Source organism: Pseudomonas sp. NPDC090201 (genome assembly GCF_044746825.1).
Lineage (GTDB): Bacteria > Pseudomonadota > Gammaproteobacteria > Pseudomonadales > Pseudomonadaceae > Aquipseudomonas > Aquipseudomonas putida_AD.
Genome location: NZ_JBIVCX010000002.1, coordinates 774,635 through 798,103 on the forward strand (window position 1 = coordinate 774,635; position 23,469 = coordinate 798,103).

The window sequence follows — 23,469 nt, forward strand, 5'->3', positions numbered from 1 at the left end:
CTATACGACAACTAAGCTGGTTATACTTCAGCAATTGTAGGAATCTGGATACAGGCCATGACAGAAGTTGCCCAAATCGACGCAACCCAACACGCCCCGTCTGTCATCCGGCAGTTGCTTGGCAAAGCTGCCATCAGCTACCGCGAAGTCATGGACGACGAAAACCTCCCCAGCGCGCAGAAGGTCCAGGCCATTCTGGTACACGATTCCGTCGGCGCATTGCTGATCCTGTTCCCGCAAAATCAGCTGCTGGATCTCAACCGCCTGACCGAACTCACCGGGCGCAAGCTGACGGCGGTCTCGCAGGATCATCTGAGCCAGATGCTGGGCAAGAACAATCTGCATGCCCTGCCGGCGCTTCCGGCGCTGACCAGCTCGCCTTGCCTGTACGATGAGCGCGTGCTGCAGGAATCGACCGTGCTGATCGATTCTGGCGAGCCAGGCCTGCTGCTGGAAATAGGCAGCGACGACTTCAAGACCCTGCTGAGCAAAGCCAGCGCCGCGCGTTTTGGCGAGCCCGTCACCTCCGTGCAGCCGAACCTGACCCGTCCTGACGATGACCGCGAGGAAATCACCAAGGCGGTGCAGAACTTCACGGCCCGCCGGATCCAGCAGCGTCTGGAAGCGACCGTGGAAATTCCACCGCTGGCCGACACCGCGCAGAAGATCATCAAGCTGCGAGTAGACCCGGACGCCACCATCGATGACATCACTGGCGTCGTGGAAACCGATCCGGCGCTGGCCGCGCAGGTCGTCAGCTGGGCCGCATCGCCGTATTACGGTTCTGCCGGCAAGATCCGTTCGGTCGAGGACGCCATCGTTCGCGTGCTGGGCTTTGACCTGGTCATCAACCTGGCCCTGGGCCTGGCACTGGGCAAGACCCTCGAACTGCCGAAGGACCATCCGCAGCACGCCACGCCTTACTGGCAGCAGTCGATCTACACCGCTGCGGTAATCGAAGGCCTGACCCGCGCCATGCCGCGCGCCAAGCGCCCGGAAAGCGGCCTGACTTATCTGGCCGGTCTGCTGCACAACTTCGGCTATCTGCTGCTGGCTCACGTGTTTCCGCCGCACTTCTCGCTGATCTGCCGCCAGATCGAAGTGAACCCGCACCTGCACCACAGCTTCGTGGAGCAGCACCTGCTGGGCATCAGCCGCGAGCAGATCGGTTCCTGGCTGATGCGCAACTGGGACATGCCCGAAGAACTGGCGACCGCCCTGCGCTTCCAGCACGACCCGCAGTACGCCGGCGAATACCACGAGTACGCCAACCTGGTGTGCCTGGCGGTACGTCTGCTGCGCAAGGAAGGCATTGGCTCGGGACCGGTGGAAGGCATCCCGGACGAGCTGTTCGAGCGCCTGGAGCTGCCGCGCGAGAAAGCCGAAGAAGTGGTGCAAAAAGTGCTCGAAGCCGAAGTGCTGCTGCGCGAACTGGCTTCGCAGTTTCACTGACACCGCATGACCCGTAGCAGCACGGCTTGCCGGCGGGGGCGTCTTCAAGATCGCTCCCGCGGGCAAGCCCGGCTGCTACGGGTTTGAGGTGAACACAAGCCCTTTGTAGGAGCGCGCTTGGCCTGGGCCGCATCCGGACGATGGCAATCTTGAGGGCGTCGACGCCGGCAAGCCGGACTGCTACGGGTTTGCGCGTTATTTCTTCTTCGGTTTCAGGTACTTCGTCAGGCCCTGAAACCACATCACCAGGCCGGTGTTGCCGGTCACCTGAATGTTCTTGTCCTGAATCCCCTGCATGAACGCCAACTGCTTGTTCTTCGCCTGCATCGTGGCGAAGCCGTAGGCGGCGTCCCGGAATGAGATGGCGAACGCTGGCGATGCTACCGCGCCACCCCGGCTGACGACACGCTGATCACGCACGACAAAATGCCGGGCCACCTTGCCGTCGGTGGTCTGCAATTGAAAGGTCAGATCCTTGCCCGCCAGTTGTTGCTGGAATGCGGGGTTGTTGCGGCTGGCGCGGGCCATCAACTGCCCCAGCATCCAGAGAAGAAAACGAAACTTCATGTCCAAGACCTCTACCGTTGAGCAGCCAATGCAGCTTTTAGCGGCAGTGTATCGGGCTTGATGATGAGGGACAGAAGCAGAACCTGCCGGTCGCAAAGTGGTTGTGGCACCACACGAAACGCGGGCAATAAAAATGGGCATCCCGCTGTCCGGGTATGCCCATCTGTACGCTGTTCGCCCTCCGCAAGGCGTCCAGCGTGGTATTACGGATTGACGCTGTCTTTCAGGAACTTGCCCGGCTTGAACGCAACGGTGTTGCTGGCCTTGATTTTCACCGGCTCGCCGGTCTGTGGGTTTTTACCTGTGCGTGCGCCGCGATGGCGTTGCAGGAAGGTGCCAAAGCCAACCAGCGTCACACTGTCCTTCTTGTGCAAGGCGTTGGTGATTTCATCCAGGACGGCGTTGAGGACACGATTGGCTTGTTCTTTGGTGAGATCTGCTTTTTCAGCAATAGCGGCTGCGAGTTCTGGTTTACGCATATGAAGCCTCTTTTACGGTTTTTTGTTTTTATGTCCCGTGCAGCCCTTCCAGGGGCAGCGAGCAGGTGCCGCAACGGCTCTACGTAGCGGCAGACCGCAATGAGGATGGCATGGCGCCGATTCCGACGCCAGTGCGTGAGCGACGTTTGTATCAACAAAAACGTGCCTTATCCGACAGAACGACAGTTATTTACGCCAGCAGCGGCGGCAGCGCCTTGTTCAGGGCCAGTTTCTCCATCACCGCCGCGCCTGTCAGGGCATATCCCAAGAGGCTTCCGTCAGCGGCGTGGCACAGCGCCTTGATGTCCGCGCCCTGCCCTTCGACTGTCCATACGCCTTCCATGCCCTTGGGCACGGGGGAGACAACCAGCGGGCACACCGGGGTTTTCACGGTGATCGGCATCGGCCCGTATTTGACGGCATTCGGCGTGCCCGCCAGGGTTTGCGCCAGCGCCCGGGCGCAGCTCATCAGCGGCATCACGTACAACAGGTTCAGGCCATCGACCTCGGCGCAGTCACCCAGCGCGTAGATGTTGGCGTGAGAGGTTTTCAGGTGACGGTCCACCACCACGCCCCGGCCCGTCTCAAGGCCGGCAGCGGCGGCCAGATCGACGCGCGGGCGCAGGCCGATGGCCGAGACCACCAGATCGCACTCGATCACCTGGCCATCGGAGAGATGCGCCTCAAGGCCATCTTCACGGCGCGAAAGTCGCGTCAGCACCGGCCCCAGATGGAATCGCGCGCCCAAGCCTTCGAGCCCGGCCTGCACCGCCGCTGCGGCTGCAGGATGCAACAGCGTCGGCATCACCTGCTCACAGGGCGCGACCAGATCCACCTCATGCCCGCCGACGATCAGGTCATTGGCGAACTCGCAGCCGATCAGGCCCACGCCCAGGATCAGTACCCGGCGCTTGCCTGCCGCCGCCGCGCGAAAGCGGGCGTAGTCTTCCAGATCGTTGATCGGGAAGATCGCATCGCCGGCGTCGCCTTCCACCGGCACGCTTACCGTTTGCGCGCCCCAGGCCAGGATCAGGTCGCGATAGTGCACCGCTTCCTCGCCGATCCACAGGCGCTTGTGGCCAGGGTCGATGCCGCTGACCCGGGTGTGGGTGCGCACTTCGGCGTTCAGTTGCTCGGCCATGGTGCCGGGTTCGGCCATGCTCAGGCCGTCGGCATCCTTGTTCTTGCCAAAGCCGGTGGAGAGCATGGGTTTGGAGTAGGAACGCCCGTCATCGGCGGTGATCAGCAGCAGCGGCGTTTGGCCATCGAGCTTGCGAAATTCCCGGGCCAGGTTGTAGCCCGCAAGGCCAGTACCGACAATCACCACAGGTGCGTTCATTCATTTCTCCTTGAGTCGTTTGGGGAATGGCGGATCAGGCGATTTCGATCATTTCGAAGTCCATTTTGCCTACGCCGCAGTCCGGGCAGAGCCAGTCTTCGGGTACGTCTTCCCAGCGGGTGCCCGGCGCGATGCCGTCATCAGGCCAGCCATCGGCTTCGTTGTAGATCAGGCCACAGACAATGCATTGCCACTTTTTCATGGTTCGGTTCTCTCGTTTTCCAAGGCTAAACGTGCCCGGCCGCCGCGCTGTGCTCGCGCAGGTTTTCAACCGGGTCAGGGCGTTTTACTGATCGGGGGGCGATGACGCAAGTTTCATTGACGCCAAAGCCGCGTCCCGGCTTCAAGTGAGGCCCTGCAATCATGCTAAGCTCGCCGCCTCGATTACTGCCAATGTTTGCTCACTGTGATCCAGCAAAATCCTGCAAGTCCGACGCCCCGATGGCTGCTGCGCGATGAACTGACGCAAACGCCCGAACCTGTCGTCCTCGAGTGGCTGTTCCACGAAGACTCCCTGACCCGCCGCCTGACCCGCCTGTCCCACGATGGCTTCAGCGTCGCGCCACAGTTCGAAGGCTGGCAGACCCTGCGCGCCGATGAGTGCAGCGCCTTGCAGTTGCCCCAGGGCAGCGAGGGTTGGGTGCGCGAGGTATACCTGCAAGGCCACGGCCAGAAGTGGGTGTTCGCCCGCAGTGTGGCCGGCCGCCAGGCGCTGGAACACGACGGCCTGCACATGGATGAGCTGGGCACCCGCTCACTGGGCGAGCTGCTGTTCAGCGACCGCGCCTTCACCCGCGGCCCGTTGCAGATCTGCCAATACCCGCAAGAATGGCTGCCGAACGCCGATGCCGCGCACGGCCTGTGGGGGCGCCGGTCGTGCTTTAGCCGTGGTGGCTTGAGCATTCTGGTGGCCGAAGTGTTTTTGCCCACCGTCTGGCACGCCATCGATCAAGCCGCCGACTTCAACAAGGAGCGTCACTGATGTACCTGTCGCTGCTCAAGTCCCTGAACCGCCTGCACCCACGCACCTGGGACTTCATTCAACTGACCCGCGTCGATAAACCCATCGGCATCTACCTGCTGCTGTGGCCGACGCTGTGGGCCTTGTGGATCGCGGGCAAGGGTTCGCCGTCGCTGGGCAACGTGCTGATTTTCGTGATCGGCGTGTTCCTGATGCGTGCCGCCGGCTGCGTGATCAACGACTTTGCCGACCGCAAGGTCGATGGCCACGTCAAACGCACCGAGCAGCGCCCGCTGGTGAGCGGCAAGGTCACTTCCAGGGAAGCGCTGATGCTGTTCGCGGTGCTGGTGGGGCTGAGCTTCGCGCTGGTACTGCTAACCAACGCCACGACAGTCTGGCTGTCATTCGGCGGCCTGGCGCTGGCCGCGACTTACCCCTTCATGAAGCGCTACACCTATTACCCGCAGGTGGTGCTGGGCGCTGCGTTCTCCTGGGGCATGCCGATGGCGTTCACCGCCGAGACCGGCAACCTGCCCGCCGCCGCCTGGCTGCTGTACATCGCCAACCTGTTATGGACGGTGGGCTACGACACCTACTACGCGATGACCGACCGCGAGGACGACCTGAAGATCGGCGTGAAATCCACCGCTGTGCTGTTCGGCGATGCCGACCGCGTGATCATCCTGACCCTGCAATGCCTGGCGCTGTTCTGCCTGATGCTGGCCGGTTCGCGCTTCGAGCTTGGGCTGTATTTCTTCCTCGGCCTTCTGGTGGCGGCCGGCTGTTTCGCCTGGGAATTCTGGTCTACGCGCAGCAAGGATCCACAGGCCTGCTTCAAGGCATTCCTGCATAACCATTGGGCGGGACTGGCGATTTTCGTGGGGATCGTGCTGGACTATTGGTTGAGGTAAAGCGGTGGTTGCGCTGACCGCAGGCCAGCGCAACGTCAGCCTCTAGTTCAAGGCTTGGCAACGTGCCAGACGCCACCTTTACCGTCGCCGGTCTTGTCACCGGCCTTGTCTTCCTTATAGGTGTACAGCGGCTTGCCTTTATAGACCCACTGCGAGGCACCGTCGTCGCGCTTGATGATGGTCCAGTCGCCTTCGGCCTTGTCTTCGGCACCGGCCTTGAGCGGCGGCCAGTTGGTTGCGCACTGGTCATTGCAGACCGACTTGCCGGCCGAGGTGTCCTTGTCGAAGGTGTAGAGCGTCATGCCATGGTGGTCGGTCAGTACGCCGTCCTTTTCCATCGCCTGATGATGAGCGAAGGCCAGTGTGGACGATGCCAGCGCGGCAGCGCCCAAGAGACCCATAACAGCAGTGGAAATTCTAGCCATAGGTACATCCTCTTTTTGTTGATCCAGGGTGGGACAATCTTTGTGGGACAAGACCACAAGCGTAGCTCTGGACCGGACATTACGCCCGTGGCCAACTAACCTGTCACACGACTGCAATAATTCCGTTATCTAATGCGCCCCAAGACAGTTAAATGACATGAGGTTCGAGGCATGGTTGGCAGGAGCATTCTGATCGTCGACGACGAAGCGCCCATTCGCGAAATGATCGCCGTTGCGCTGGAAATGGCCGGCTATGACTGCATGGAGGCGGAGAACTCTCAACAGGCTCACGCCGTCATCGTCGACCGCAAACCCGACCTGATCCTGCTCGACTGGATGCTGCCCGGCACGTCCGGCATCGAGCTGGCCCGCCGCCTGAAGCGCGACGAGCTGACCGGTGACATCCCGATCATCATGCTCACGGCCAAGGGTGAAGAAGACAACAAGATCCAGGGTCTTGAAGTCGGCGCCGATGACTACATCACCAAACCATTCTCTCCTCGCGAGCTGGTCGCACGCCTCAAGGCCGTGCTGCGCCGCGCTGGCCCCAACGATGGCGAATCGCCAATCGAAGTCGGCGGCCTGCTGCTGGACCCGATCAGCCACCGCGTGACCATCGACGGCAAACCTGCCGAGATGGGCCCGACCGAATACCGCCTGCTGCAGTTCTTCATGACTCACCAGGAACGCGCCTACACCCGCGGGCAGTTGCTGGACCAGGTCTGGGGCGGCAACGTCTACGTCGAAGAGCGCACCGTTGATGTACACATTCGTCGCCTGCGTAAAGCACTCGGTGATGCCTACGAAAATCTGGTACAAACCGTCCGCGGTACTGGCTACCGTTTTTCCACCAAAAGCTGAGACAGCTTTTGGGAGCGAATCCGTTCGCTGAAGACAAGGACGCGTTAATTGAACCACAACTGGCATGGCACCCTGATCCGCCATCTGCTGCTGTTGATTACAGTCTCGCTGCTGGCGGGCCTGGTCAGCGGCCATTACGGCTGGTGCCTGACAATCGGCCTGGGCTTTTACCTGGCCTGGACCCTCAAACAGCTGATGCGCCTGCATCACTGGCTGCGCCATCACAAGCCTGACGAGCCGCCACCGGATGGATACGGCCTGTGGGGCGAAGTCTTCGACAGCATCTATCACCTGCAACGCCGCGACCAGCGCGTGCGAGGCCGCCTGCAGGCGGTCATCGACCGTGTTCAGGAATCCACCGCAGCGCTCAAAGACGCAGTCATCATGCTCGACAGCGAGGGCAACCTGGAGTGGTGGAACCGCGCCGCTGAAACCCTGCTGGGCCTCAAGACGCCCCAGGACAGCGGCCAGCCGGTGACCAACCTGGTGCGCCATCCGCGCTTCAAGGAATACTTCGAACAAGGCAGTTACGCCGAGCCGCTTGAGATCCCCTCCCCGGTCAACGACCGCCTGCGCATCCAGATGCTGATTACCCGCTACGGCAACAATGAGCACCTGATGCTGGTGCGCGATGTGACCCGGCTGTATCAGCTTGAGCAGATGCGCAAGGACTTCGTCGCGAACGTGTCCCACGAACTGCGCACGCCGTTGACCGTGATCTGCGGGTACCTGGAGACGCTGCTGGACAACGTGGACGAGATCAACCCGCGCTGGGCCCGCGCGCTGCAACAGATGCAGCAGCAAGGCGGGCGCATGCAGACGCTACTCAATGACTTGTTGCTGCTGGCCAAGCTCGAAGCCACCGACTACCCCTCCGACAACCAGCCTATCGCGGTACCCGCCCTGCTACAGAGCATCGCCGCCGACGCGCAGGCGCTGTCGGGCAGCAAGAATCAGAAGATCACGCTGGATATCGATAGCGACACGAGCCTCAAGGGCAGTGAAGCGGAATTGCGCAGTGCGTTCTCCAACCTGATCTTCAACGCGGTCAAATACACCCAGGCCGAAGGCCAGATCCGCATCCGCTGGTGGGTCGACGGCCGGGGCGTGCACCTGAGCGTGCAGGACTCTGGCATTGGCATCGACCCCAAACATATCCCCCGCCTGACCGAGCGTTTCTATCGGGTGGACTCCAGCCGCGCCTCCAACACCGGTGGCACGGGGCTGGGCCTTGCGATCGTCAAGCACGTGCTGTTGCGACACCGTGGCTCGCTTGAGATCAACAGCGTGCTGGGCAAAGGCAGTGTGTTTATCTGCAACTTTGCCCCGGTCCAGATGACCAAGGCCTAGTAAAGGCGGCAGATAGCCGCTAAATTGCGCTGCTTATGCCCTCCATTTGTGAGGGTTTATTTCATCCCTGCACTTATACGGAACCTGCAAAACTCCATCATGGACCCTTCCCCTGGTATTAGCCTGGCTTCAATTTTCGCCGACTTCGGCATGATTCTCTTCGCAATGATCCTGGTCCTGCTCAACGGTTTCTTCGTTGCGGCAGAGTTCGCCATGGTCAAACTGCGCGCCACGCGCGTGGAGTCCATCGCCGACAAGAACGGCTGGCGCGGCCGCATCCTGCGCACGGTTCACAGCCAGCTCGACGCTTACCTGTCGGCCTGTCAGCTGGGTATCACCCTGGCCTCGCTGGGCCTTGGCTGGGTCGGTGAGCCGGCGTTCGCGCACCTGCTGGCACCGCTGCTGGAAGCTGTCGGCATCGGCTCGCCGGAAGTCATCAAGGGCGTGTCGTTCTTCTCCGCCTTCTTCGTGATCTCCTACCTGCACATCGTGGTCGGCGAGCTGGCGCCCAAGTCCTGGGCCATCCGCAAGCCCGAGCTGCTGTCGCTGTGGACGGCGGTGCCGCTGTACCTGTTCTACTGGGTCATGTACCCGGCGATCTACCTGCTCAACGCCAGCGCCAACGGCATTCTGCGCATTGCCGGCCAGGGCGAGCCTGGCCCGCATCACGAGCACCACTACAGCCGCGAAGAACTGAAACTGATCCTGCACTCCAGCCGTGGCCAGGACCCGAGCGACCAGGGCATGCGCGTGCTGGCCTCGGCCGTGGAAATGGGCGAGCTCGAAGTGGTGGACTGGGCCAACTCCCGGGAAGACCTCGTTACCCTGGATTCCAACGCGCCGCTGAAAGAAATTCTTGCGCTGTTCCGCCGCCACAAATTCAGCCGTTACCCGGTGTACGACGCAAAAAGCGGCGAGTTCGAAGGCATTCTGCACATCAAGGACCTGTTGCTGGAGCTGGCGGCGCTGGATCACATTCCTGAATCCTTCAACCTCGCCGAACTGATTCGCCCGGTTGAGCGCGTGTCCAAGCACATGCCGCTGTCGCGCCTGCTGGAGCAGTTCCGCCAGGGTGGCGCGCACTTCGCGCTGGTCGAGGAAGCCGACGGCAAGGTCATCGGCTACCTGACCATGGAAGACGTGCTGGAAGTGCTGGTCGGCGACATCCAGGACGAACACCGCAAGGCCGAGCGCGGCATCCTCGCCTACCAGCCCGGCAAACTGCTGGTACGAGGCGACACGCCGCTGTTCAAGGTCGAACGCCTGTTGGGCATCGATCTGGACCACGTCGAGGCCGAAACCCTGGCAGGCCTGATCTACGACAGCCTCAAGCGCGTGCCTGAGGAAGAGGAAGTGATGGAAGTCGAAGGGCTGCGCATCATCATCAAAAAGATGAAAGGCCCGAAGATCGTGCTGGCGAAGGTCTTGAAGCTGGATTGATCCACCAGACGCCGTGATCGTTCCCACGCTCCGCGTGGGAATGCATCCCACGACGCTCTGCGTCGGCCAGCCATCGGACGCGGAGCGTCCGGGGCGGCGTTACCACGCATCAGGAGCTGGCAAGCGCGCTCCCACAGGTGCAATCAATTCCCGCCAATTGCGAAATTGGGCAGGTTCTGCACCGGCTGGGCGAACTCGTAGGGGATCGACTCCAGCGCCAGCCCCACGTTGCGCTGCACCACGAAATGCAGATGCGGCCCGGTGCTGTTGCCGGTGTTGCCCGAACGCCCCAGCGGCGTCCCCACGGCCACGCGCTCGCCTTCCCTGACGCTCACCGAACCCTGCTTGAGATGCAGATACACACCCATGGTGCCGTCGTCATGCAGGATGCGCACGAAGTTGCCCGAAGGGTTGGCGCCCCGCCCTGACTGCCCGTTCTCGGTCTTGATCACTGTGCCACTGCGCGCCGCGATGATCTGCGTGCCTTCAGGCATCGCGATGTCGATGGCGTAGCGGCTCTTGGCGCCGGTGTGGCTGTACTGCCCGTTGGGCCCCTGGCTGATGCGGAACGGCCCGCCCACCCACGGCAGCGGATAACGGTAGCCAAGGCCTGCGAAAGACGCGCTGCGCTGCGGATCGCCGACGATGGAGCGCAGGCTGGACTTGTAGGCCATGGCCCTGCTGGGGATCTGTGGGCTCAGCGCGATGAGACGTTCGTTGCTGCGGGCGGGAATGGTGCGGCGGATGACCTGATCGGCAACCCCGACCACGTTCTTCACGCCCGAGAGCCTGAGTTCCACTTCGACCGGCGCATACAGGTCGTTGCGCACGTAGAGGCTGTCCACGCCCTTGGCTTTCTTGACGTTCAGCCGCACCTGGCTGTCGATGCGCTCGACCATGCGCTCGCGCAATTTCATCACTTGCGCGCCGGGGACGGGTTGATCGGTAAACGAGACCACTCCGTTGGCATCGGTGAATCGGTAGATAGTGACAGCTGCGGCCGATTGCGCAGCCAGCAACAACACACACACCACCAGCAAGCGCTCTAACATCAGGATAGGCCTGGCTAAGGGGACGATTGGCGCCCAGCCTAACAGCGAAACCTACGGAAAAGGACTCATCCGTATCAATCGGTGACAGACGAAGCGTCAAGGAATTCGCGTCAGGGGCGAGCGCGAGGGAATGTGCAATTTCTATGCAAGGAAGAAGGCCGTGCTGCTACGGCTCCACGTGTGTCATTGAGGGTTGAATTGTCTGACCTGACGCCTTCGCGGGCAAGCGCGCTCCTACAGGAAATCCGCTGCCACACAAATCTGTGTCGAACCGCTGGCCCGTAGCAGCACGGCTTGCCGGCGGGGCGTCCACGAGAACGCCGCCGGGGCAAACGGTCAGGCGCCAGGAATAAAGTGCTTCTGCGCCGTACCCCGGGCGATCAGGCGCGACAGGTAGTCGAGCTTCTGGGTGTCCTGGTCGACGAAACGGAACGTCAGTTGCAGCCAGTCGCTGTCGGGCTTCTGCTCGAACGCCGCGATGGCGTGCAGATAACCGTTCAAACGCGCCACTTCTGCGTTCTCGCCCTGCTCAAGGTCGAGTACGGCGCTGTCGAGGATCTGCGGCAAGGCTTCGCTGCGACGGACAACCAGCGAGGCTTCCTTGAGGGTCAGCGCCTTGATGATGCACTGCTGGATGCCGCTGGACAGGCGCAATTGGCCCTGGCCACGGCCACTCGGCTCGGCAGGTGCCGCCGGCTTGGCCATGGGTTTGACCAACGGCTGCGCAGGTGCGGCGGCCGCAGGGGTTGCGTTGACCACTTCCGGACGGTTGCCAGTCAGAGCGCCCAGCGAGTCATTGGCGAAAGCCGCGTTCACGCGAGCCGGGCCGCTGCTCATCAGGGCCTCCAGCTTGCCGACCTTGTGCAGCGCCTTCTTGACCTTGGTCAGCAGTTGCTCGTTGGTGAACGGTTTGCCGATGAAGTCCGAGACCCCGGCCTGAATGGCCTGGATCACGTTTTCCTTGTCGCCACGGCTGGTCACCATGATGAACGGCATGCCCTTGAGGCTTTCCTGCTGGCGGCACCAGGTCAACAGTTCCAGACCCGACATCTCGGGCATCTCCCAGTCGCACAGCACCAAGTCAAACGCTTCGCGGGTCAGGAGCACCTGAGCTTTACGGCCGTTGACCGCGTCTTCCAGGGTGATGCCGGGAAACGCGTTACGCAAACCTTTCTTCACCAGATCGCGGATGAACGGCGCATCATCCACCACCAACACACTGACTTTACTCATTGACGCTCCTGATGGCGTGTTCACCGCAAATGGCGAGCATATCGCTGGCTAGTGGCCAACTGCCAAATTGTTTGACGGCACCGGGATATTTATTCGCGGGTGACTGAAATAAGCGGCCCCAAAACAGCCGGTTGGCCCAAAAAAAAGCCTGGCATCGGCCAGGCGTTTTTTCTCAGGCAATCTTACTTATCGTCAGGCGAGTCCGGAACATTAGGCATTTCGGCAGACAGCCCTTTGACTTCTTCCTGCATGCGCTTGAGGCCCAGGTGACGCACGTCGGTGCCGCGCACCAGGTAGATCACCAGCTCCGAGATGTTGCGAGCGTGGTCACCGATGCGCTCCAGCGAACGCAGCGCCCAGATCACGTTCAGAACGCGGGAGATCGAGCGTGGATCTTCCATCATGTAGGTCACAAGTTCACGCAGGGCGGTCTTGTACTCACGGTCGATGGTCTTGTCGTACTGGGCGACCGACAGCGCCAGGTCCGCGTCGAAGCGAGCGAAGGAGTCCAGTGCATCACGCACCATGCTGCGTACCTGGTCGCCGATGTGGCGCACTTCCACGTAGCCGCGTGGCGACTCGCCTTCTTCGCAGAGCTGGATGGCGCGGCGGGCGATCTTGGTGGATTCGTCGCCGATGCGCTCCAGGTCGATCACCGACTTGGAGATGCTGATGATCAGACGCAGGTCCGAGGCCGCAGGCTGACGACGCGCCAGAATGCGCAGGCACTCTTCGTCGATGTTGCGTTCCATCTGGTTGATGCGGTCGTCGACTTCACGAACGCGCTGGGCCAGGCCCGAGTCGGCGTCGATCAGTGCGGTAACCGCGTCGTTGACCTGCTTCTCGACCAGACCACCCATTTCCAGCAGGTGGCTGCGAACTTCTTCCAGTTCAGCGTTGAACTGCTGGGAGATGTGATGTGTATGGCTGTCTTTGATCATGCTGAGTGTCCGTCCGATTGATTGCGCGGTGGTTCAGGGCTGACGAAACACGTGCTAGCCGTAACGACCGGTTATGTAGTCTTCAGTCTGTTTTTTGGCCGGGTTGGTGAACACCGTATCGGTGTCGCCGTACTCGACCACCTTGCCCATGTACAGAAATGCGGTGTAATCCGATACACGCGCCGCCTGCTGCATGTTGTGGGTAACGATCACAATGGTGTATTTGGATTTCAGTTCGTAGATCAACTCTTCGACTTTTAACGTCGAAATCGGGTCGAGCGCGGAGCACGGCTCATCGAGCAGCAGTACTTCGGGTTCGACGGCGATAGTGCGGGCGATCACCAGACGTTGCTGCTGACCACCGGAAAGCCCGAGCGCCGACTCGTGCAGGCGGTCCTTGACCTCATCCCACAGTGCCGCGCCACGCAGTGCCCACTCGACCGCTTCGTCGAGCGCACGCTTCTTGTTGATGCCCTGAATCCGCAGGCCGTAGACCACATTCTCGTAAATGGTCTTGGGGAACGGGTTGGGCTTCTGGAACACCATGCCCACTTGGCGACGCAGTTCGGCGACGTCTTCGGTGCGGGTGTTGATGTCACGCCCGTAGAGCTTGATCTCGCCCTGCACCCGGCAGCCGTCCACCAGATCGTTCATGCGGTTGAAGCTGCGCAGCAGGGTCGATTTGCCACAGCCCGACGGGCCAATGAACGAGGTCACCCGCTGCTTGGGAATGTTCAGCGCGATATCGAACAGCGCCTGTTTTTCACCGTAGAACAGGTTCAGGCCCGGCACTTCCAGGGCGATGTCTTCACGGGCGAGGTCCAGCCCCTGGCGCTTGCGACCCAGGGCCGACATGTTGATGCCGTGGGTGTGGGGATCTTTCTGCATCTTCGGTTCTCTGTTCGTTCTTGGCGGCAAGTTTCAAGCCGTAAGCTGCAAGTTCGGGCAAACGCGACTACGGCTTTGCTTGCCGCTTATTGCTTGCCGCTTGACGCTGGTTTTATCCATCGAGCGCCCGGTATTTCTCGCGCAGGCGGTTGCGGATGGTCACTGCCGACAGGTTCAGCAGGGCAATCACCAGCACCAGCAACAGCGCCGTGGCGTACACCAGCGGCCGCGCCGCTTCGACGTTGGGGCTCTGGAAGCCGACGTCATAGATGTGGAAGCCCAGGTGCATGATCTTCTGGTCAAGGTGCAGATAAGGGTAGTTGCCGTCCACCGGCAGCGATGGCGCGAGCTTGACCACACCCACCAGCATCAGCGGCGCGACTTCACCAGCGGCACGGGCCACGGCCAGGATCAGGCCGGTCATCATCGCGGGGCTGGCCATGGGCAGGACGATTTTCCACAGGGTTTCGGCCTTGGTCGCGCCCAGCGCCAGCGAACCTTCGCGCAGGGTCAGCGGTATGCGCGCCAGGCCCTCTTCTGTCGCGACGATCACCACCGGCACCGCCAGCAGCGCCAGGGTCAGCGATGCCCACAGCAAGCCCGGCGTACCGAAGGTGGGCGCAGGCAGCGCCTCGGGGAAGAACAGCCGGTCGAGGGAGCCACCCAGCACATAGACGAAGAAGCCGAGGCCAAACACGCCGTAGACGATGGCCGGCACACCCGCCAGGTTGTTCACCGCAATACGGATCAGCCGGGTCATCGGGCCCTGACGGGCGTATTCGCGCAGATAGACCGCCGCCAGCACGCCGAACGGCGTCACGATCACGGCCATGATCAGGGTCATCATCACGGTGCCGAAAATCGCCGGGAAGATCCCGCCTTCGGTGTTGGCTTCCCGCGGATCGTCGCTCAGGAACTCCCAGAGCTTGGTGAAGTAGAAGCCCAGCTTGGTCGCAACGCCCATGGCGTTGGGCTGGTAGGCATGCACCACCTTGCCCAGGCTGATGACCACCTCTTTGCCGTTGGCATCGCGCGCGGTGAGGCTGTCGCGGTTGAAGTCGGCGTGCAGGGCGAGCAGTTGCGATTCAATTGCCTTGTAGCGGGCATCGTACTCGGCGCGCTCGCTGGCCATATCGGCTTGGGCCTGGGCATCCAGCCTGCCGTTGAGCTCAAGCTTGCGGGCCTGGAGGCGCAAGCGCTCGATCCCGTGGTTGACCGCGCCGATTTCGGTTTTCTCAAGACGGTTCAGCTCATCGGCGATCTTCTGCACCCGCTTGATGCGCTCGTGAAGCTGCGGCCACGCGGCCTCACCCTCGGCCACCACGCGCTCGCCTTCCTTGACGTTGACCAGATAGCCGTAGAAGTTGCCCCACTCGCGGCGCTCGATCGTCATCACATCGGCAGGCTTGCGCTGGTCGGTCAGCCAGTCGCCGACGATCCAGTTGAAGTCACTGCGGTTGATGTCACGGTTGCCGACCTTGAACAGGTCGCGGGTCATGAATTCCGGGCCCTGGTCGGGCACCGGCAGCCCGGCGCTCTTGAGCCGCGCGCGAGGCACTTGCTCGGACTGCACCAGCTCGCCCACCAGCACATGCCGCTCCTGGCCGGGCACGTCGTATTGTGCAGAGATGACATCGGCGGGCCAGAAATGCCCCAGCCCGCGCACAGCAATCACTGCCAGCAGGCCAATGGTCATGATGACGGCAATGGAAACCGCGCCCGCACTCATCCACACGCCGGGGGCGCCGCTTTTGAACCAGTTCTTCAGGGAGGTCTTTTTCATCAGTTTCTACCTGCCCTAGAGAGACGAATACTTCTTGCGCAGGCGCTGACGAATCAGCTCTGCCAAGGTGTTCATGACGAAGGTGAACATCAGCAACACCAGCGCCGCCAGGAACAGCACGCGGTAATGGCTGCCGCCCACTTCGGACTCGGGCATCTCCACTGCGACGTTGGCCGCCAGGGTGCGCATGCCTTCGAACAGGTTCATGTCCATGATCGGCGTGTTGCCGGTGGCCATCAGCACGATCATGGTTTCGCCCACCGCGCGGCCCATGCCGATCATCAGCGCCGAGAAGATGCCGGGGCTGGCGGTCAGGATCACCACGCGAGTCAGGGTCTGCCAAGGCGTCGCACCCAGCGCCAGTGAACCCAAGGTCAGGCTGCGCGGCACGCTGAACACGGCGTCTTCGGCGATGGAGTAGATGTTGGGGATCACCGCAAAGCCCATGGCCAGGCCGACCACCAGCGCGTTGCGCTGATCGTAGGTAATGCCCAGATCATTGGTGATCCAGGAGCGCATGTCGCCGCCGAAGAACCAGTTCTCCAGGTGCGAACTCATGCCCAGCGACACCCAGCCCACCAGCAGGATCACCGGGATCAGGATCGCGCTTTCCCAGCCTTCGGGCACCCGCAGGCGCAGCGACTGGGGCAGGCGCGACCAGGCAAACCCGGCCAGCAGGATGCCAACGGGCGTGAAAAGCAGCAGGCTGAAGATCCCCGGCAGATGGCCTTCCAGGTACGGCGCCAGAAACAGCCCGGCGAAGAAACCGAGGATCACCGTGGGCATGGCTTCCATCAATTCGATCACCGGCTTGACCTTGCGGCGCATGCCCGGGGCCATGAAGTAGGCGGTGTAGATCGCCGCAGCCACCGCCAGCGGTGCTGCCAGCAACATCGCGTAGATCGCGGCCTTGAGCGTGCCGTAGGTCAGTGGCGCCAGGCTCAGCTTGGGCTCGAAGTCGGTGTTGGCCGCCGTGGACTGCCAGATGTACTGGGGCTTGTCGTAGTTTTCATACCAGACCTTGTCCCACAGCGCGCTCCACGAGACTTCCGGGTGCGGATTGCTCAGGCTCAGCGGCTGCAGCTTGCCGTGCTGCTCGACCAGCACCAGGTTGGCCCGAGGCGACATGGCCATCAGCGCCGGGCCATCGGCCACCTGATCGATCAGCAGCGTGCGGTGTGCGGTGCTGTGGAACACGCCGAGCTTGCCGGCGCTGTCCATGGCAATGAAACCCTTGCGGCGTTGCTCAGGCACGATCTGCGAGATCGGCGCGCCGTTCATGCTGAAATCGCGGATGTGTTGCAGGCGCATCTCGCCATCGACGTCCCGCGCCATGAACCACTGGGCAATGCCGCCCTTGGAGTTGCCGATCATCAGCGAGATACCGCCCACCAGCTGGATGCTGGCAGTGATCTCGGCGTTGGCATCTTCCAGAAGCTTGTAGCGACCGTTGAGGCTGCGATCGCGCAGGTCGAACACGTCCGCTTGGGCGCGGCCGTTGATGACGTACAGCCACTGCTGGCGCGGATCGACGTAGATCGCCTTCACGGTGGCGGACAACTGCGGCAGCTCGATGCGGCTTTGATCGTTGGTGGTCTCGCCGGTCATCAGGTTTTCAGTCTGGCTAACCGAGACCACATGCAGCTGAGTCCCGGTGGAACCGGCCACGATCAGCGTGGAGTCGCCGGCATTGAGGCTGACGTGCTCCACCGCCCGGCCTTCCTGATCCAGCCCCAGCGGAGTCTCGCCGTACGGATAGGTGATGGCAGGAGTAATGGTTTTCTTGTTGTCCGGGTAGCTGATCGGATAGGCGTGCTTGAACACCAGTACCTGGCCGTTGGACAGGCCGACGGCGATCACCGGCTTGCCGGGTTGATCCTTGGCGACGGAGGTCACGTGGGCGCCCGCAGGCACCGGCAGGCTCACGCGAGACAGCTCGGAGCCATCCTTGATGAGGAAGAATATCGCCTGGCCATTGTCGGACACACGCATGCCGACCTCGTTCTGCTCCTCGATGGCGAAGACCATGGGATTGCCGGCATCCTGCAACCAAGCTGGGGCCAGGGCAGGCCGGGTGGTCAGTTTCGCGCCCTGGAACAGCGGCACCACGACGTAGGCCAGGTAGAAGAAAATCAGAGTGATTGCGGCCAGCACGGCAAGGCCGCCCACCAGCACGTACCAGCGTGTGAGCCGGTCCTTTAGCGCACGAATACGACGCTTGCGTTGTAGCTGCGGCGTATTGAAATCAATGCGCTCGGGTGGAGACTTGTCGGTCATCGATGAATTGGCCAAATCATTCATGCGCACACCCTAGTCACTGCACATGACAAATACATGACAGCGTGGTGACGCAAAAAAGCCCGCCGCCTCGATAATCGTGGCAACGGACTGCTCATTTTTGCGAGCCTCGTTCCATAAGGCCTTTTCGTTCAATTGGCGGGACGAACCTGTTGCCCGCCCCTGGGATGCACTTTTTATAACGGCAGGACGGCTCTGCGTGCCACCCCCTTGTTAAAGCCCCAGATCAGCCAATGCCTTGCTGGCAACCTTGGCTGGAAGTGGAATGTACCCGTCTTTGATGACAACTTCCTGACCTTGTTTGGACAAAATCAGTTTCACGAACTCGGCCTCAAGCGGGTTGAGCGGCTTGTTGGGTGCCTTGTTGACGTACACATAAAGGAAGCGCGCCAACGGATAGGTGCCGTTCAGAGCGTTCGCTTCGTTGTCTTCGACGAATTCGCCGCCTTCTTTCTTCGCCAGCGGCACCGTGCGCACGCTGGACGTTTTATAACCAATGCCGGAATAACCGATGCCGTTCAGCGAGCTGCTGATGGAGCTCACCACCGAGGCAGAGCCCGGCTGCTCGTTGACGTTGGCCTTGAAGTCGCCCTTGCACAGGGCCTCTTCCTTGAAATAACCGTAGGTGCCCGACACCGAATTGCGGCCGAACAGCTGGATGGTCTTGCCCGCCAGATCCCCCGCTACGCCCACGTCGCCCCAGGTTTTGGCTTCGGCCTTGGCGCCGCACAGCCGCGTGGCGGAGAAAATCGCATCGACCTGCTGCATCGTCAGGCCCTTGATCGGGTTGTCCTTGTGCACGAACACGGCCAGCGCATCCACCGCCACGGGAATCGCGGTGGGCTTGTAGCCGTATTTCTGCTCAAAGGCCGACAACTCGCCGTCCTTCATCTTGCGGCTCATCGGGCCCAGGGTCGCGGTACCTTCGGTCAGCGCCGGTGGCGCAGTGGAGGAACCGGCCGCCTGAATCTGGATGTTTACCGTGGGGTACTCTTTCTTGTAGGCCTCGGCCCACAAGGTCATCAGGTTGGCCAGGGTGTCGGAGCCGACGCTGGACAGGTTGCCCGATACACCGGTGGTTTTAACGTAAGGCTTGATCGCCGGATCGACCGCAGCAACGGCCTGGACAGCGGGCACGCTGACGGCTACCAGGGTGAATGCGGTCATCAAACGCTTGAATGTCATGCCTGGCTCCTGGCGAGAAAAGAGAGTCGGCCGGGATCAATGATGGCCATGTGACTACTCTATGTCCGAATTGTGACAATGAAATGAAAGGCCGCGCCTCTTTTGAAGGAACGGCCTTTAATGGAGCCATGAATTTGCTACAGGATATTGCTCAGTCAGCAGACTGAATCAAGCGACCTTTTTCTTGAGCAGAAACAGCCCGATTCCCATCCCCAGTCCACACAGGATCGCCACATACCAGGCCGGGCCCATCGGGTTGGCCTTGAGCATCAGTGTCACGACCATGGGCGTCAGGCCACCGAAGATCGCATACGCCAGGTTGTAGGAAAACGACAGCCCGGAGAAACGCACCACCGGTGGGAATGCCTTGACCATCACGAACGGCACGGCGCCGATGGTGCCGACGAACAGGCCGGTCAGCGCGTACAACGGATACAGCAGGTCCGGGTGGGCGCCGACCGTGTGGTAGAAAGTCCACGAAGTGATCAACAACCCAAGCGAGCCGATCAGGAACACCAGGCCCGCGCCGAAGCGGTCTGCCAGGGCGCCTGCGCCGATGCAACCCAGGCTCAGCAGGACGATGGCCAGGCTGTTGGCCTTGAGGGTGTCTGCCGGGGCGAAACCGTAGCTGGTCTGCAGAAGGGTCGGGGTCATGAGGATGACCACCACCACACCTGCCGACAGCAGCCATGTCAGCAGCATCGACAACACCACGGCGCCGCGATGATCGCGCAGCACGGCCTTGAGCGGGACTTCCTCGGCCAGGGCCTTGCGCTGTTGCAGCTCGGCGAACACCGGCGTCTCGTGCAGCCAGCGGCGCAGGTACACCGACATCAGGCCGAACACCCCACCCAGCAGGAAAGGAATGCGCCAGGCGTAGTCCGAAACCTCGGCCGGTGTGTAAATGCTGTTGATCCAGGTGGCGACCAGCGAGCCGAGCAGAATGCCCGCAGTCAGACCCGAGGTGAGGGTGCCACAAGCGTAACCGACGTTACGTGCGGGAACGTGCTCGGAAACGAATACCCACGCCCCTGGCACTTCGCCACCAATGGCGGCGCCCTGAATGACGCGCATCAGCAGCAACAAAAGCGGCGCCCAGATGCCAATCTGCGCATAGGTGGGCAGCAGGCCCATGATGAGGGTCGGCACAGCCATCAGAAAAATGCTCAGGGTGAACATTTTCTTGCGGCCCAGCAGGTCACCGAAGTGCGCCATCACGATGCCGCCCAGTGGGCGAGCCAGATAGCCAGCGGCGAAGATGCCAAACGTTTGCATCAGACGCAGCCATTCAGGCATGTCCACGGGGAAGAACAGCTTGCCCACCACGGCTGCGAAGAAGACGAAGATGATGAAATCGTAGAACTCCAGCGCGCCGCCCAAGGCAGACAGCGACAGGGTTTTGTAATCGTTGCGGGTCAGTGGGCGCGAAGGTTGCGCGGCACTTGAAGACACAGAGGACATGACAATGGCTTCTCTTTTGAGGCTTTCCTGGGACAAAAAATCAACAACGAGGCAGCCGTGGGTAACGGTGCTACACGCGATTTATCGTCTCGAAGAGGTAATCGGGCATCAAAATTGCGTGCCAATAACGGCGTAGTGCGCCAAATCGGTTCGGCACGATAGCAAATTGCGCGTGAATGCACATGGATTGCAACGAGAGCCCGCCACAATGGGAACCCGGCGGTCGTCTCGTGACGCATGGACCGATATACTTGCCGACCGCGACTCAACCGGTCTTTGAGGGAAGTTGTGCGAAACCATTTACCCAAGTCGTTTTCGCAGAGTTTCCCTAATTAAATGTATTGAAGACTTAGAGAGTCATGGGTCAGAGGGACCCCGCAATGAACGAACTTGAACAGGAAGATCCAATCCCGCAGGGCGATCTGGCTCTGCAAATCACTGCGCTTCCGCGCGAAACGAACGGCTTTGGCGATATCTTCGGCGGCTGGCTGGTTGCCCAGATGGATCTGGCCGGCACGGCCATGGCCAGCAAGGTCGCAGGTGGCCGCGTGGCGACCGTGGCCATCGACCGCATGGCGTTTCTGGTGCCGGTGGCGGTGGGCGCGCAGCTGTCCTTTTATACCCAGACCCTGGAAATCGGCCGCAGCTCGATCCGCATGATGGTCGAAGTGTGGAGCGACGATCCGCTGTCCAGCGAATGGCGCAAGGTCACCGAGGCCATGTTCGTGTTCGTGGCCATCGATGGCAGCGGGCGCACCCGTTCGGTACCGGCGCGGCGCTAAGCGCAGGGCAGGCGTCAACGCACTTGGCATCGGGCGGTAAACTCATCAAGCTTGGCAGAGTCTGATTCAGTCACTGTCCTTTGAGTGAGTACCCCTATGCCTACGCCAGAAGTCGAATCCATCCAGCTCGGTGAGCTCAATTGCTGGCGCATCCGCCACGGCCAGGCCGAACTGGTGGTCGCCCAGCAGGGTGCGCACATCGTCAGCTATCAGATCGACGGCGACGAGCCGCTGATCTGGTCCAACCCAGGCGCGGTGTTCAAGCACGGCAAGGCAATTCGCGGCGGCATGCCGATTTGCTGGCCGTGGTTCGGCAATTTCCAGCGCAACCCGCAAGCTGTACAAGACATGCGCCAGAGCAGCGAGCCGGCCAACGCCCACGGTGAAGTCCGTGCCATCGACTGGGAGTTGATGGGCATGGGCGAAGATGGCGATGCGCTGATCGTCGAGTTCATTCAGCCCAAGGCCGAAGGTCATCTGCCCGGCTGGCCGCACACTGTCGGCGTGAAGCTGCAGATCCGCATGGACGCTGCGCTGAACGTCAGCCTGCTGAGCTTCAACGCCGGTCCCGAAGACGTCACCATCAGCCAGGCACTGCACAGCTATTTCGCCGTCAGCGACGTGCGCCAGGTCAGCATCGAAGGCCTGGACGGGGTGAGCTACCTGAACACACTGGAAAGCTGGGACACGCCGCAAGTGCAGGCCGGTGACATCACCTTCACGGGCGAGACCGACCGGATTTACCAGGGCACCCCGGACCTGATTTCCATTGTCGACCCTGGCTGGAAGCGCCGGATCCAGATCCAGACCCTTGGCTCGAACTCCTCGGTGGTGTGGAACCCGTGGATCGAGAAGACCAAAACCTTCAGCGACATGCAGGCCGATGGCTGGCAGAGCATGGTGTGCGTCGAGACCGCGAACGTCATGAGCGACATCGTGACGCTCAAGCCGGGCGACATGCACGCGATGAGCGTGAGCATTCGCGCCGAGCCGCTGACGGACGAGTAATCCACATTCGTAGCAGCACGGCTTGCCGGCGGGAGCGATCTGAAGAACGCCCCCGCCTGTAGGAGCGCGCTTGCCCGCGATGGCGGTGTCTCTCTGGCATACGTGTCGTCTGACACACCGCTGTCGCGGGCAAGCGCGCTCCTGCAATGCAGAGTTCAGGCCGGGGATCGCGCTTACAAATCCGCCTCAGTCACCACCCGCACCTTCGATGCATCCAGCGCGTAGGCCGCGTCGGCCAGGTCATGGTTGACCGTCTCGATCTTCAGCGTGCCGATGACCCACAGCGGCGTGTAGATATCGTCGATCTTCAGACCCTTGGGATAGCGCACCAGCACCAGTTGGTTGGGCGGCGGTGGCGGTACGTGGATGCAGGCGCCCGGGTAAGGCACCAGGAAGAACAGGGTGCTGTGGCCCTTGGCGTCGGTTTCCAGTGGCACCGGATAGCCGCCCAGGCGAATGATCTTGTTGTTCATGGCCGCGACAGTCTTGGTCGAGTACATCACGGCGGGCAAGCCCTTGCTCTGCTTGAGGCCGCCCTTGGCATCGAATGTCCCCTTGGCTTCCGGGGAGTTGTGATCGATCTCGGGCATGGCTTCGAGGGCTTTCTGGTCCGACTTGGGCATCAGTTCCAGCCAGTCGGTTTCAGGGGGTTCGGCGGCGCTGGCCAGTGCACAGACCAGCAGCAGGGGAAGCAGGAGAAGACGACGCATCGATAGGCTCGGCAAGGGGAATTCAAGTGCCGCGCATTCTAGCCCTCCGCGCGTCGATCGCGCAGAGGGCCGGAACCGGTTTCATTTCTTTTTGATCATGCCGTAGATGACCAGCAGCACGATTGCACCGACCAGAGCACCCAGGAAACCGGCGCCCTCGCCTGCCTGATAGATACCCAGTGCCTGACCGCCGTAGGTCGCGACCAGCGAGCCTGCGATACCCAGGATGATGGTCATGATCCAGCCCATGCTGTCGTCGCCGGGTTTCAGAAAACGAGCCAGCAGCCCCACGATCAGGCCGATGAAGATGGTTCCGATGATGCCCATGCCATTTCCCTCTGTT

Annotated in this window: 23 protein-coding genes; 8 read left to right on the forward strand and 15 right to left on the reverse strand. The window is 61.5% G+C overall.

The features are described 5' to 3' along the window. Positions 1-57: 57 nt before the first annotated feature. The gene (locus ACIPOO_RS09700) at positions 58-1,452 is read left to right on the forward strand and encodes an aminoacyl-tRNA deacylase and HDOD domain-containing protein (protein ID WP_274135551.1); all 1,395 of its coding nucleotides are present in this window, start codon (positions 58-60) and stop codon (positions 1,450-1,452) included. A 195-nt stretch (positions 1,453-1,647) separates the two neighbouring features. Here the strand turns inward: ACIPOO_RS09700 and ACIPOO_RS09705 are convergent, their stop codons facing one another. The 4 genes from ACIPOO_RS09705 to ACIPOO_RS09720 all read right to left on the reverse strand — a co-directional run bounded on the left by ACIPOO_RS09705 (position 1,648) and on the right by ACIPOO_RS09720 (position 4,039). Beyond that, entirely contained in the window at positions 1,648-2,019 is a 372-nt protein-coding gene (locus tag ACIPOO_RS09705) for an SCP2 sterol-binding domain-containing protein (protein WP_274135552.1), read from the reverse strand. Between the two features lie 203 nt (positions 2,020-2,222). Next, positions 2,223-2,498 carry an HU family DNA-binding protein gene (locus ACIPOO_RS09710; protein ID WP_037017594.1) on the reverse strand — a complete coding sequence of 92 codons (276 nt, stop codon included), beginning with the start codon at positions 2,496-2,498 and terminating at the stop codon, positions 2,223-2,225. Between the two features lie 190 nt (positions 2,499-2,688). Next, on the reverse strand, positions 2,689-3,837 hold the full coding sequence (locus tag ACIPOO_RS09715; protein ID WP_400606177.1) for an NAD(P)/FAD-dependent oxidoreductase: 1,149 nt from the start codon (positions 3,835-3,837) through the stop codon (positions 2,689-2,691). Positions 3,838-3,871: 34 nt separating this feature from the next. Further along, the gene (locus ACIPOO_RS09720; protein ID WP_108236219.1) at positions 3,872-4,039 is read right to left on the reverse strand and encodes a rubredoxin; all 168 of its coding nucleotides are present in this window, start codon (positions 4,037-4,039) and stop codon (positions 3,872-3,874) included. A gap of 204 nt (positions 4,040-4,243) precedes the next feature. Between ACIPOO_RS09720 and ACIPOO_RS09725 the strand changes: the two genes are divergently transcribed. Further along, complete coding sequence (locus tag ACIPOO_RS09725; RefSeq protein WP_400606180.1) at positions 4,244-4,819, forward strand: chorismate--pyruvate lyase family protein; 576 nt, start codon at positions 4,244-4,246, stop codon at positions 4,817-4,819. Then, the gene (ubiA, locus tag ACIPOO_RS09730) at positions 4,819-5,709 is read left to right on the forward strand and encodes a 4-hydroxybenzoate octaprenyltransferase (RefSeq protein WP_400606182.1); all 891 of its coding nucleotides are present in this window, start codon (positions 4,819-4,821) and stop codon (positions 5,707-5,709) included. Before ACIPOO_RS09725 ends, ubiA begins: the two co-directional genes overlap by 1 nt. Positions 5,710-5,756: 47 nt before the next feature. Here the strand turns inward: ubiA and ACIPOO_RS09735 are convergent, their stop codons facing one another. Next, on the reverse strand, positions 5,757-6,134 hold the full coding sequence (locus tag ACIPOO_RS09735) for a hypothetical protein (RefSeq protein WP_400606184.1): 378 nt from the start codon (positions 6,132-6,134) through the stop codon (positions 5,757-5,759). Between the two features lie 171 nt (positions 6,135-6,305). Here ACIPOO_RS09735 and phoB point away from each other — a divergent pair, with 171 nt between their 5' ends. From phoB to ACIPOO_RS09750, 3 genes are all read left to right on the forward strand, one after another. After that, positions 6,306-6,995 carry a phosphate regulon transcriptional regulator PhoB gene (gene phoB / locus ACIPOO_RS09740; protein ID WP_062379821.1) on the forward strand — a complete coding sequence of 230 codons (690 nt, stop codon included), beginning with the start codon at positions 6,306-6,308 and terminating at the stop codon, positions 6,993-6,995. A gap of 48 nt (positions 6,996-7,043) precedes the next feature. Beyond that, complete coding sequence (gene phoR / locus ACIPOO_RS09745; RefSeq protein ID WP_400606186.1) at positions 7,044-8,345, forward strand: phosphate regulon sensor histidine kinase PhoR; 1,302 nt, start codon at positions 7,044-7,046, stop codon at positions 8,343-8,345. A gap of 99 nt (positions 8,346-8,444) precedes the next feature. Beyond that, a complete protein-coding gene (locus tag ACIPOO_RS09750; protein ID WP_274135564.1) occupies positions 8,445-9,785 on the forward strand; it encodes a hemolysin family protein in 1,341 nt (446 codons plus the stop codon). 143 nt (positions 9,786-9,928) lie between these two features. On the opposite strand, the gene ACIPOO_RS09755 is transcribed toward ACIPOO_RS09750, so the two are convergent. The 8 genes from ACIPOO_RS09755 to ACIPOO_RS09790 form a co-directional block, all read right to left on the reverse strand. Continuing rightward, positions 9,929-10,837: a peptidoglycan DD-metalloendopeptidase family protein gene (locus ACIPOO_RS09755; protein WP_400606188.1), complete on the reverse strand. Its 909-nt coding sequence runs from the start codon at positions 10,835-10,837 to the stop codon at positions 9,929-9,931. 336 nt (positions 10,838-11,173) lie between these two features. Further along, positions 11,174-12,070, reverse strand: coding sequence for a response regulator (locus ACIPOO_RS09760; protein ID WP_274135568.1), 897 nt, complete (start codon positions 12,068-12,070; stop codon positions 11,174-11,176). Between the two features lie 182 nt (positions 12,071-12,252). Beyond that, positions 12,253-13,011, reverse strand: a complete 759-nt coding sequence (gene phoU / locus ACIPOO_RS09765) for a phosphate signaling complex protein PhoU (RefSeq protein WP_274135569.1) — start codon at positions 13,009-13,011, stop codon at positions 12,253-12,255. Positions 13,012-13,065: 54 nt separating this feature from the next. After that, entirely contained in the window at positions 13,066-13,899 is an 834-nt protein-coding gene (gene pstB / locus ACIPOO_RS09770; RefSeq protein ID WP_274135570.1) for a phosphate ABC transporter ATP-binding protein PstB, read from the reverse strand. A 112-nt stretch (positions 13,900-14,011) separates the two neighbouring features. After that, positions 14,012-15,682 carry a phosphate ABC transporter permease PstA gene (pstA, locus tag ACIPOO_RS09775; protein WP_400606192.1) on the reverse strand — a complete coding sequence of 557 codons (1,671 nt, stop codon included), beginning with the start codon at positions 15,680-15,682 and terminating at the stop codon, positions 14,012-14,014. 15 nt (positions 15,683-15,697) lie between these two features. Beyond that, on the reverse strand, positions 15,698-17,710 hold the full coding sequence (locus ACIPOO_RS09780) for an ABC transporter permease subunit (protein WP_400606378.1): 2,013 nt from the start codon (positions 17,708-17,710) through the stop codon (positions 15,698-15,700). A 483-nt stretch (positions 17,711-18,193) separates the two neighbouring features. Next, on the reverse strand, positions 18,194-19,165 hold the full coding sequence (locus tag ACIPOO_RS09785; RefSeq protein WP_274135573.1) for a phosphate ABC transporter substrate-binding protein PstS family protein: 972 nt from the start codon (positions 19,163-19,165) through the stop codon (positions 18,194-18,196). A 168-nt stretch (positions 19,166-19,333) separates the two neighbouring features. After that, the gene (locus ACIPOO_RS09790; RefSeq protein ID WP_274135574.1) at positions 19,334-20,626 is read right to left on the reverse strand and encodes an MFS transporter; all 1,293 of its coding nucleotides are present in this window, start codon (positions 20,624-20,626) and stop codon (positions 19,334-19,336) included. Positions 20,627-21,006: 380 nt separating this feature from the next. On the opposite strand from ACIPOO_RS09790, the gene ACIPOO_RS09795 reads away from it, so the two are divergent. Together ACIPOO_RS09795 and ACIPOO_RS09800 are read left to right on the forward strand one after the other, a co-directional pair. Continuing rightward, positions 21,007-21,408 (forward strand): acyl-CoA thioesterase, encoded by a 402-nt coding sequence (locus tag ACIPOO_RS09795; protein ID WP_274135576.1) that lies wholly within the window; start codon positions 21,007-21,009, stop codon positions 21,406-21,408. Between the two features lie 96 nt (positions 21,409-21,504). Beyond that, positions 21,505-22,416, forward strand: a complete 912-nt coding sequence (locus ACIPOO_RS09800; protein ID WP_400606195.1) for a D-hexose-6-phosphate mutarotase — start codon at positions 21,505-21,507, stop codon at positions 22,414-22,416. Between the two features lie 173 nt (positions 22,417-22,589). On the opposite strand, the gene ACIPOO_RS09805 is transcribed toward ACIPOO_RS09800, so the two are convergent. Both ACIPOO_RS09805 and ACIPOO_RS09810 read right to left on the reverse strand, forming a co-directional pair. Continuing rightward, on the reverse strand, positions 22,590-23,126 hold the full coding sequence (locus tag ACIPOO_RS09805; RefSeq protein WP_400606197.1) for a DUF3299 domain-containing protein: 537 nt from the start codon (positions 23,124-23,126) through the stop codon (positions 22,590-22,592). Positions 23,127-23,207: 81 nt separating this feature from the next. Then, positions 23,208-23,453 (reverse strand): GlsB/YeaQ/YmgE family stress response membrane protein, encoded by a 246-nt coding sequence (locus tag ACIPOO_RS09810; protein ID WP_274135582.1) that lies wholly within the window; start codon positions 23,451-23,453, stop codon positions 23,208-23,210. Positions 23,454-23,469: the final 16 nt, after the last annotated feature.

Coding starts and splice junctions, on each gene's coding strand:
- ACIPOO_RS09810 (WP_274135582.1), bottom strand. CDS start 23,453: ATGGGCATCATCGGAACCATCTTCATCGGCCTGATCGTGGGGCTGCTG.
- ACIPOO_RS09710 (WP_037017594.1), bottom strand. CDS start 2,498: ATGCGTAAACCAGAACTCGCAGCCGCTATTGCTGAAAAAGCAGATCTC.
- ACIPOO_RS09735 (WP_400606184.1), bottom strand. CDS start 6,134: ATGGCTAGAATTTCCACTGCTGTTATGGGTCTCTTGGGCGCTGCCGCG.
- ACIPOO_RS09760 (WP_274135568.1), bottom strand. CDS start 12,070: ATGAGTAAAGTCAGTGTGTTGGTGGTGGATGATGCGCCGTTCATCCGC.
- ACIPOO_RS09790 (WP_274135574.1), bottom strand. CDS start 20,626: ATGTCCTCTGTGTCTTCAAGTGCCGCGCAACCTTCGCGCCCACTGACC.
- ACIPOO_RS09800 (WP_400606195.1), top strand. CDS start 21,505: ATGCCTACGCCAGAAGTCGAATCCATCCAGCTCGGTGAGCTCAATTGC.
- ACIPOO_RS09700 (WP_274135551.1), top strand. CDS start 58: ATGACAGAAGTTGCCCAAATCGACGCAACCCAACACGCCCCGTCTGTC.
- phoU (WP_274135569.1), bottom strand. CDS start 13,011: ATGATCAAAGACAGCCATACACATCACATCTCCCAGCAGTTCAACGCT.
- ACIPOO_RS09720 (WP_108236219.1), bottom strand. CDS start 4,039: ATGAAAAAGTGGCAATGCATTGTCTGTGGCCTGATCTACAACGAAGCC.
- ACIPOO_RS09750 (WP_274135564.1), top strand. CDS start 8,445: ATGGACCCTTCCCCTGGTATTAGCCTGGCTTCAATTTTCGCCGACTTC.
- ACIPOO_RS09785 (WP_274135573.1), bottom strand. CDS start 19,165: ATGACATTCAAGCGTTTGATGACCGCATTCACCCTGGTAGCCGTCAGC.
- phoB (WP_062379821.1), top strand. CDS start 6,306: ATGGTTGGCAGGAGCATTCTGATCGTCGACGACGAAGCGCCCATTCGC.
- ACIPOO_RS09715 (WP_400606177.1), bottom strand. CDS start 3,837: ATGAACGCACCTGTGGTGATTGTCGGTACTGGCCTTGCGGGCTACAAC.
- pstB (WP_274135570.1), bottom strand. CDS start 13,899: ATGCAGAAAGATCCCCACACCCACGGCATCAACATGTCGGCCCTGGGT.
- ACIPOO_RS09780 (WP_400606378.1), bottom strand. CDS start 17,710: ATGGTCTTCGCCATCGAGGAGCAGAACGAGGTCGGCATGCGTGTGTCC.
- ACIPOO_RS09755 (WP_400606188.1), bottom strand. CDS start 10,837: ATGTTAGAGCGCTTGCTGGTGGTGTGTGTGTTGTTGCTGGCTGCGCAA.
- ACIPOO_RS09795 (WP_274135576.1), top strand. CDS start 21,007: ATGAACGAACTTGAACAGGAAGATCCAATCCCGCAGGGCGATCTGGCT.
- ACIPOO_RS09705 (WP_274135552.1), bottom strand. CDS start 2,019: ATGAAGTTTCGTTTTCTTCTCTGGATGCTGGGGCAGTTGATGGCCCGC.
- pstA (WP_400606192.1), bottom strand. CDS start 15,682: ATGAAAAAGACCTCCCTGAAGAACTGGTTCAAAAGCGGCGCCCCCGGC.
- ACIPOO_RS09805 (WP_400606197.1), bottom strand. CDS start 23,126: ATGCGTCGTCTTCTCCTGCTTCCCCTGCTGCTGGTCTGTGCACTGGCC.
- ubiA (WP_400606182.1), top strand. CDS start 4,819: ATGTACCTGTCGCTGCTCAAGTCCCTGAACCGCCTGCACCCACGCACC.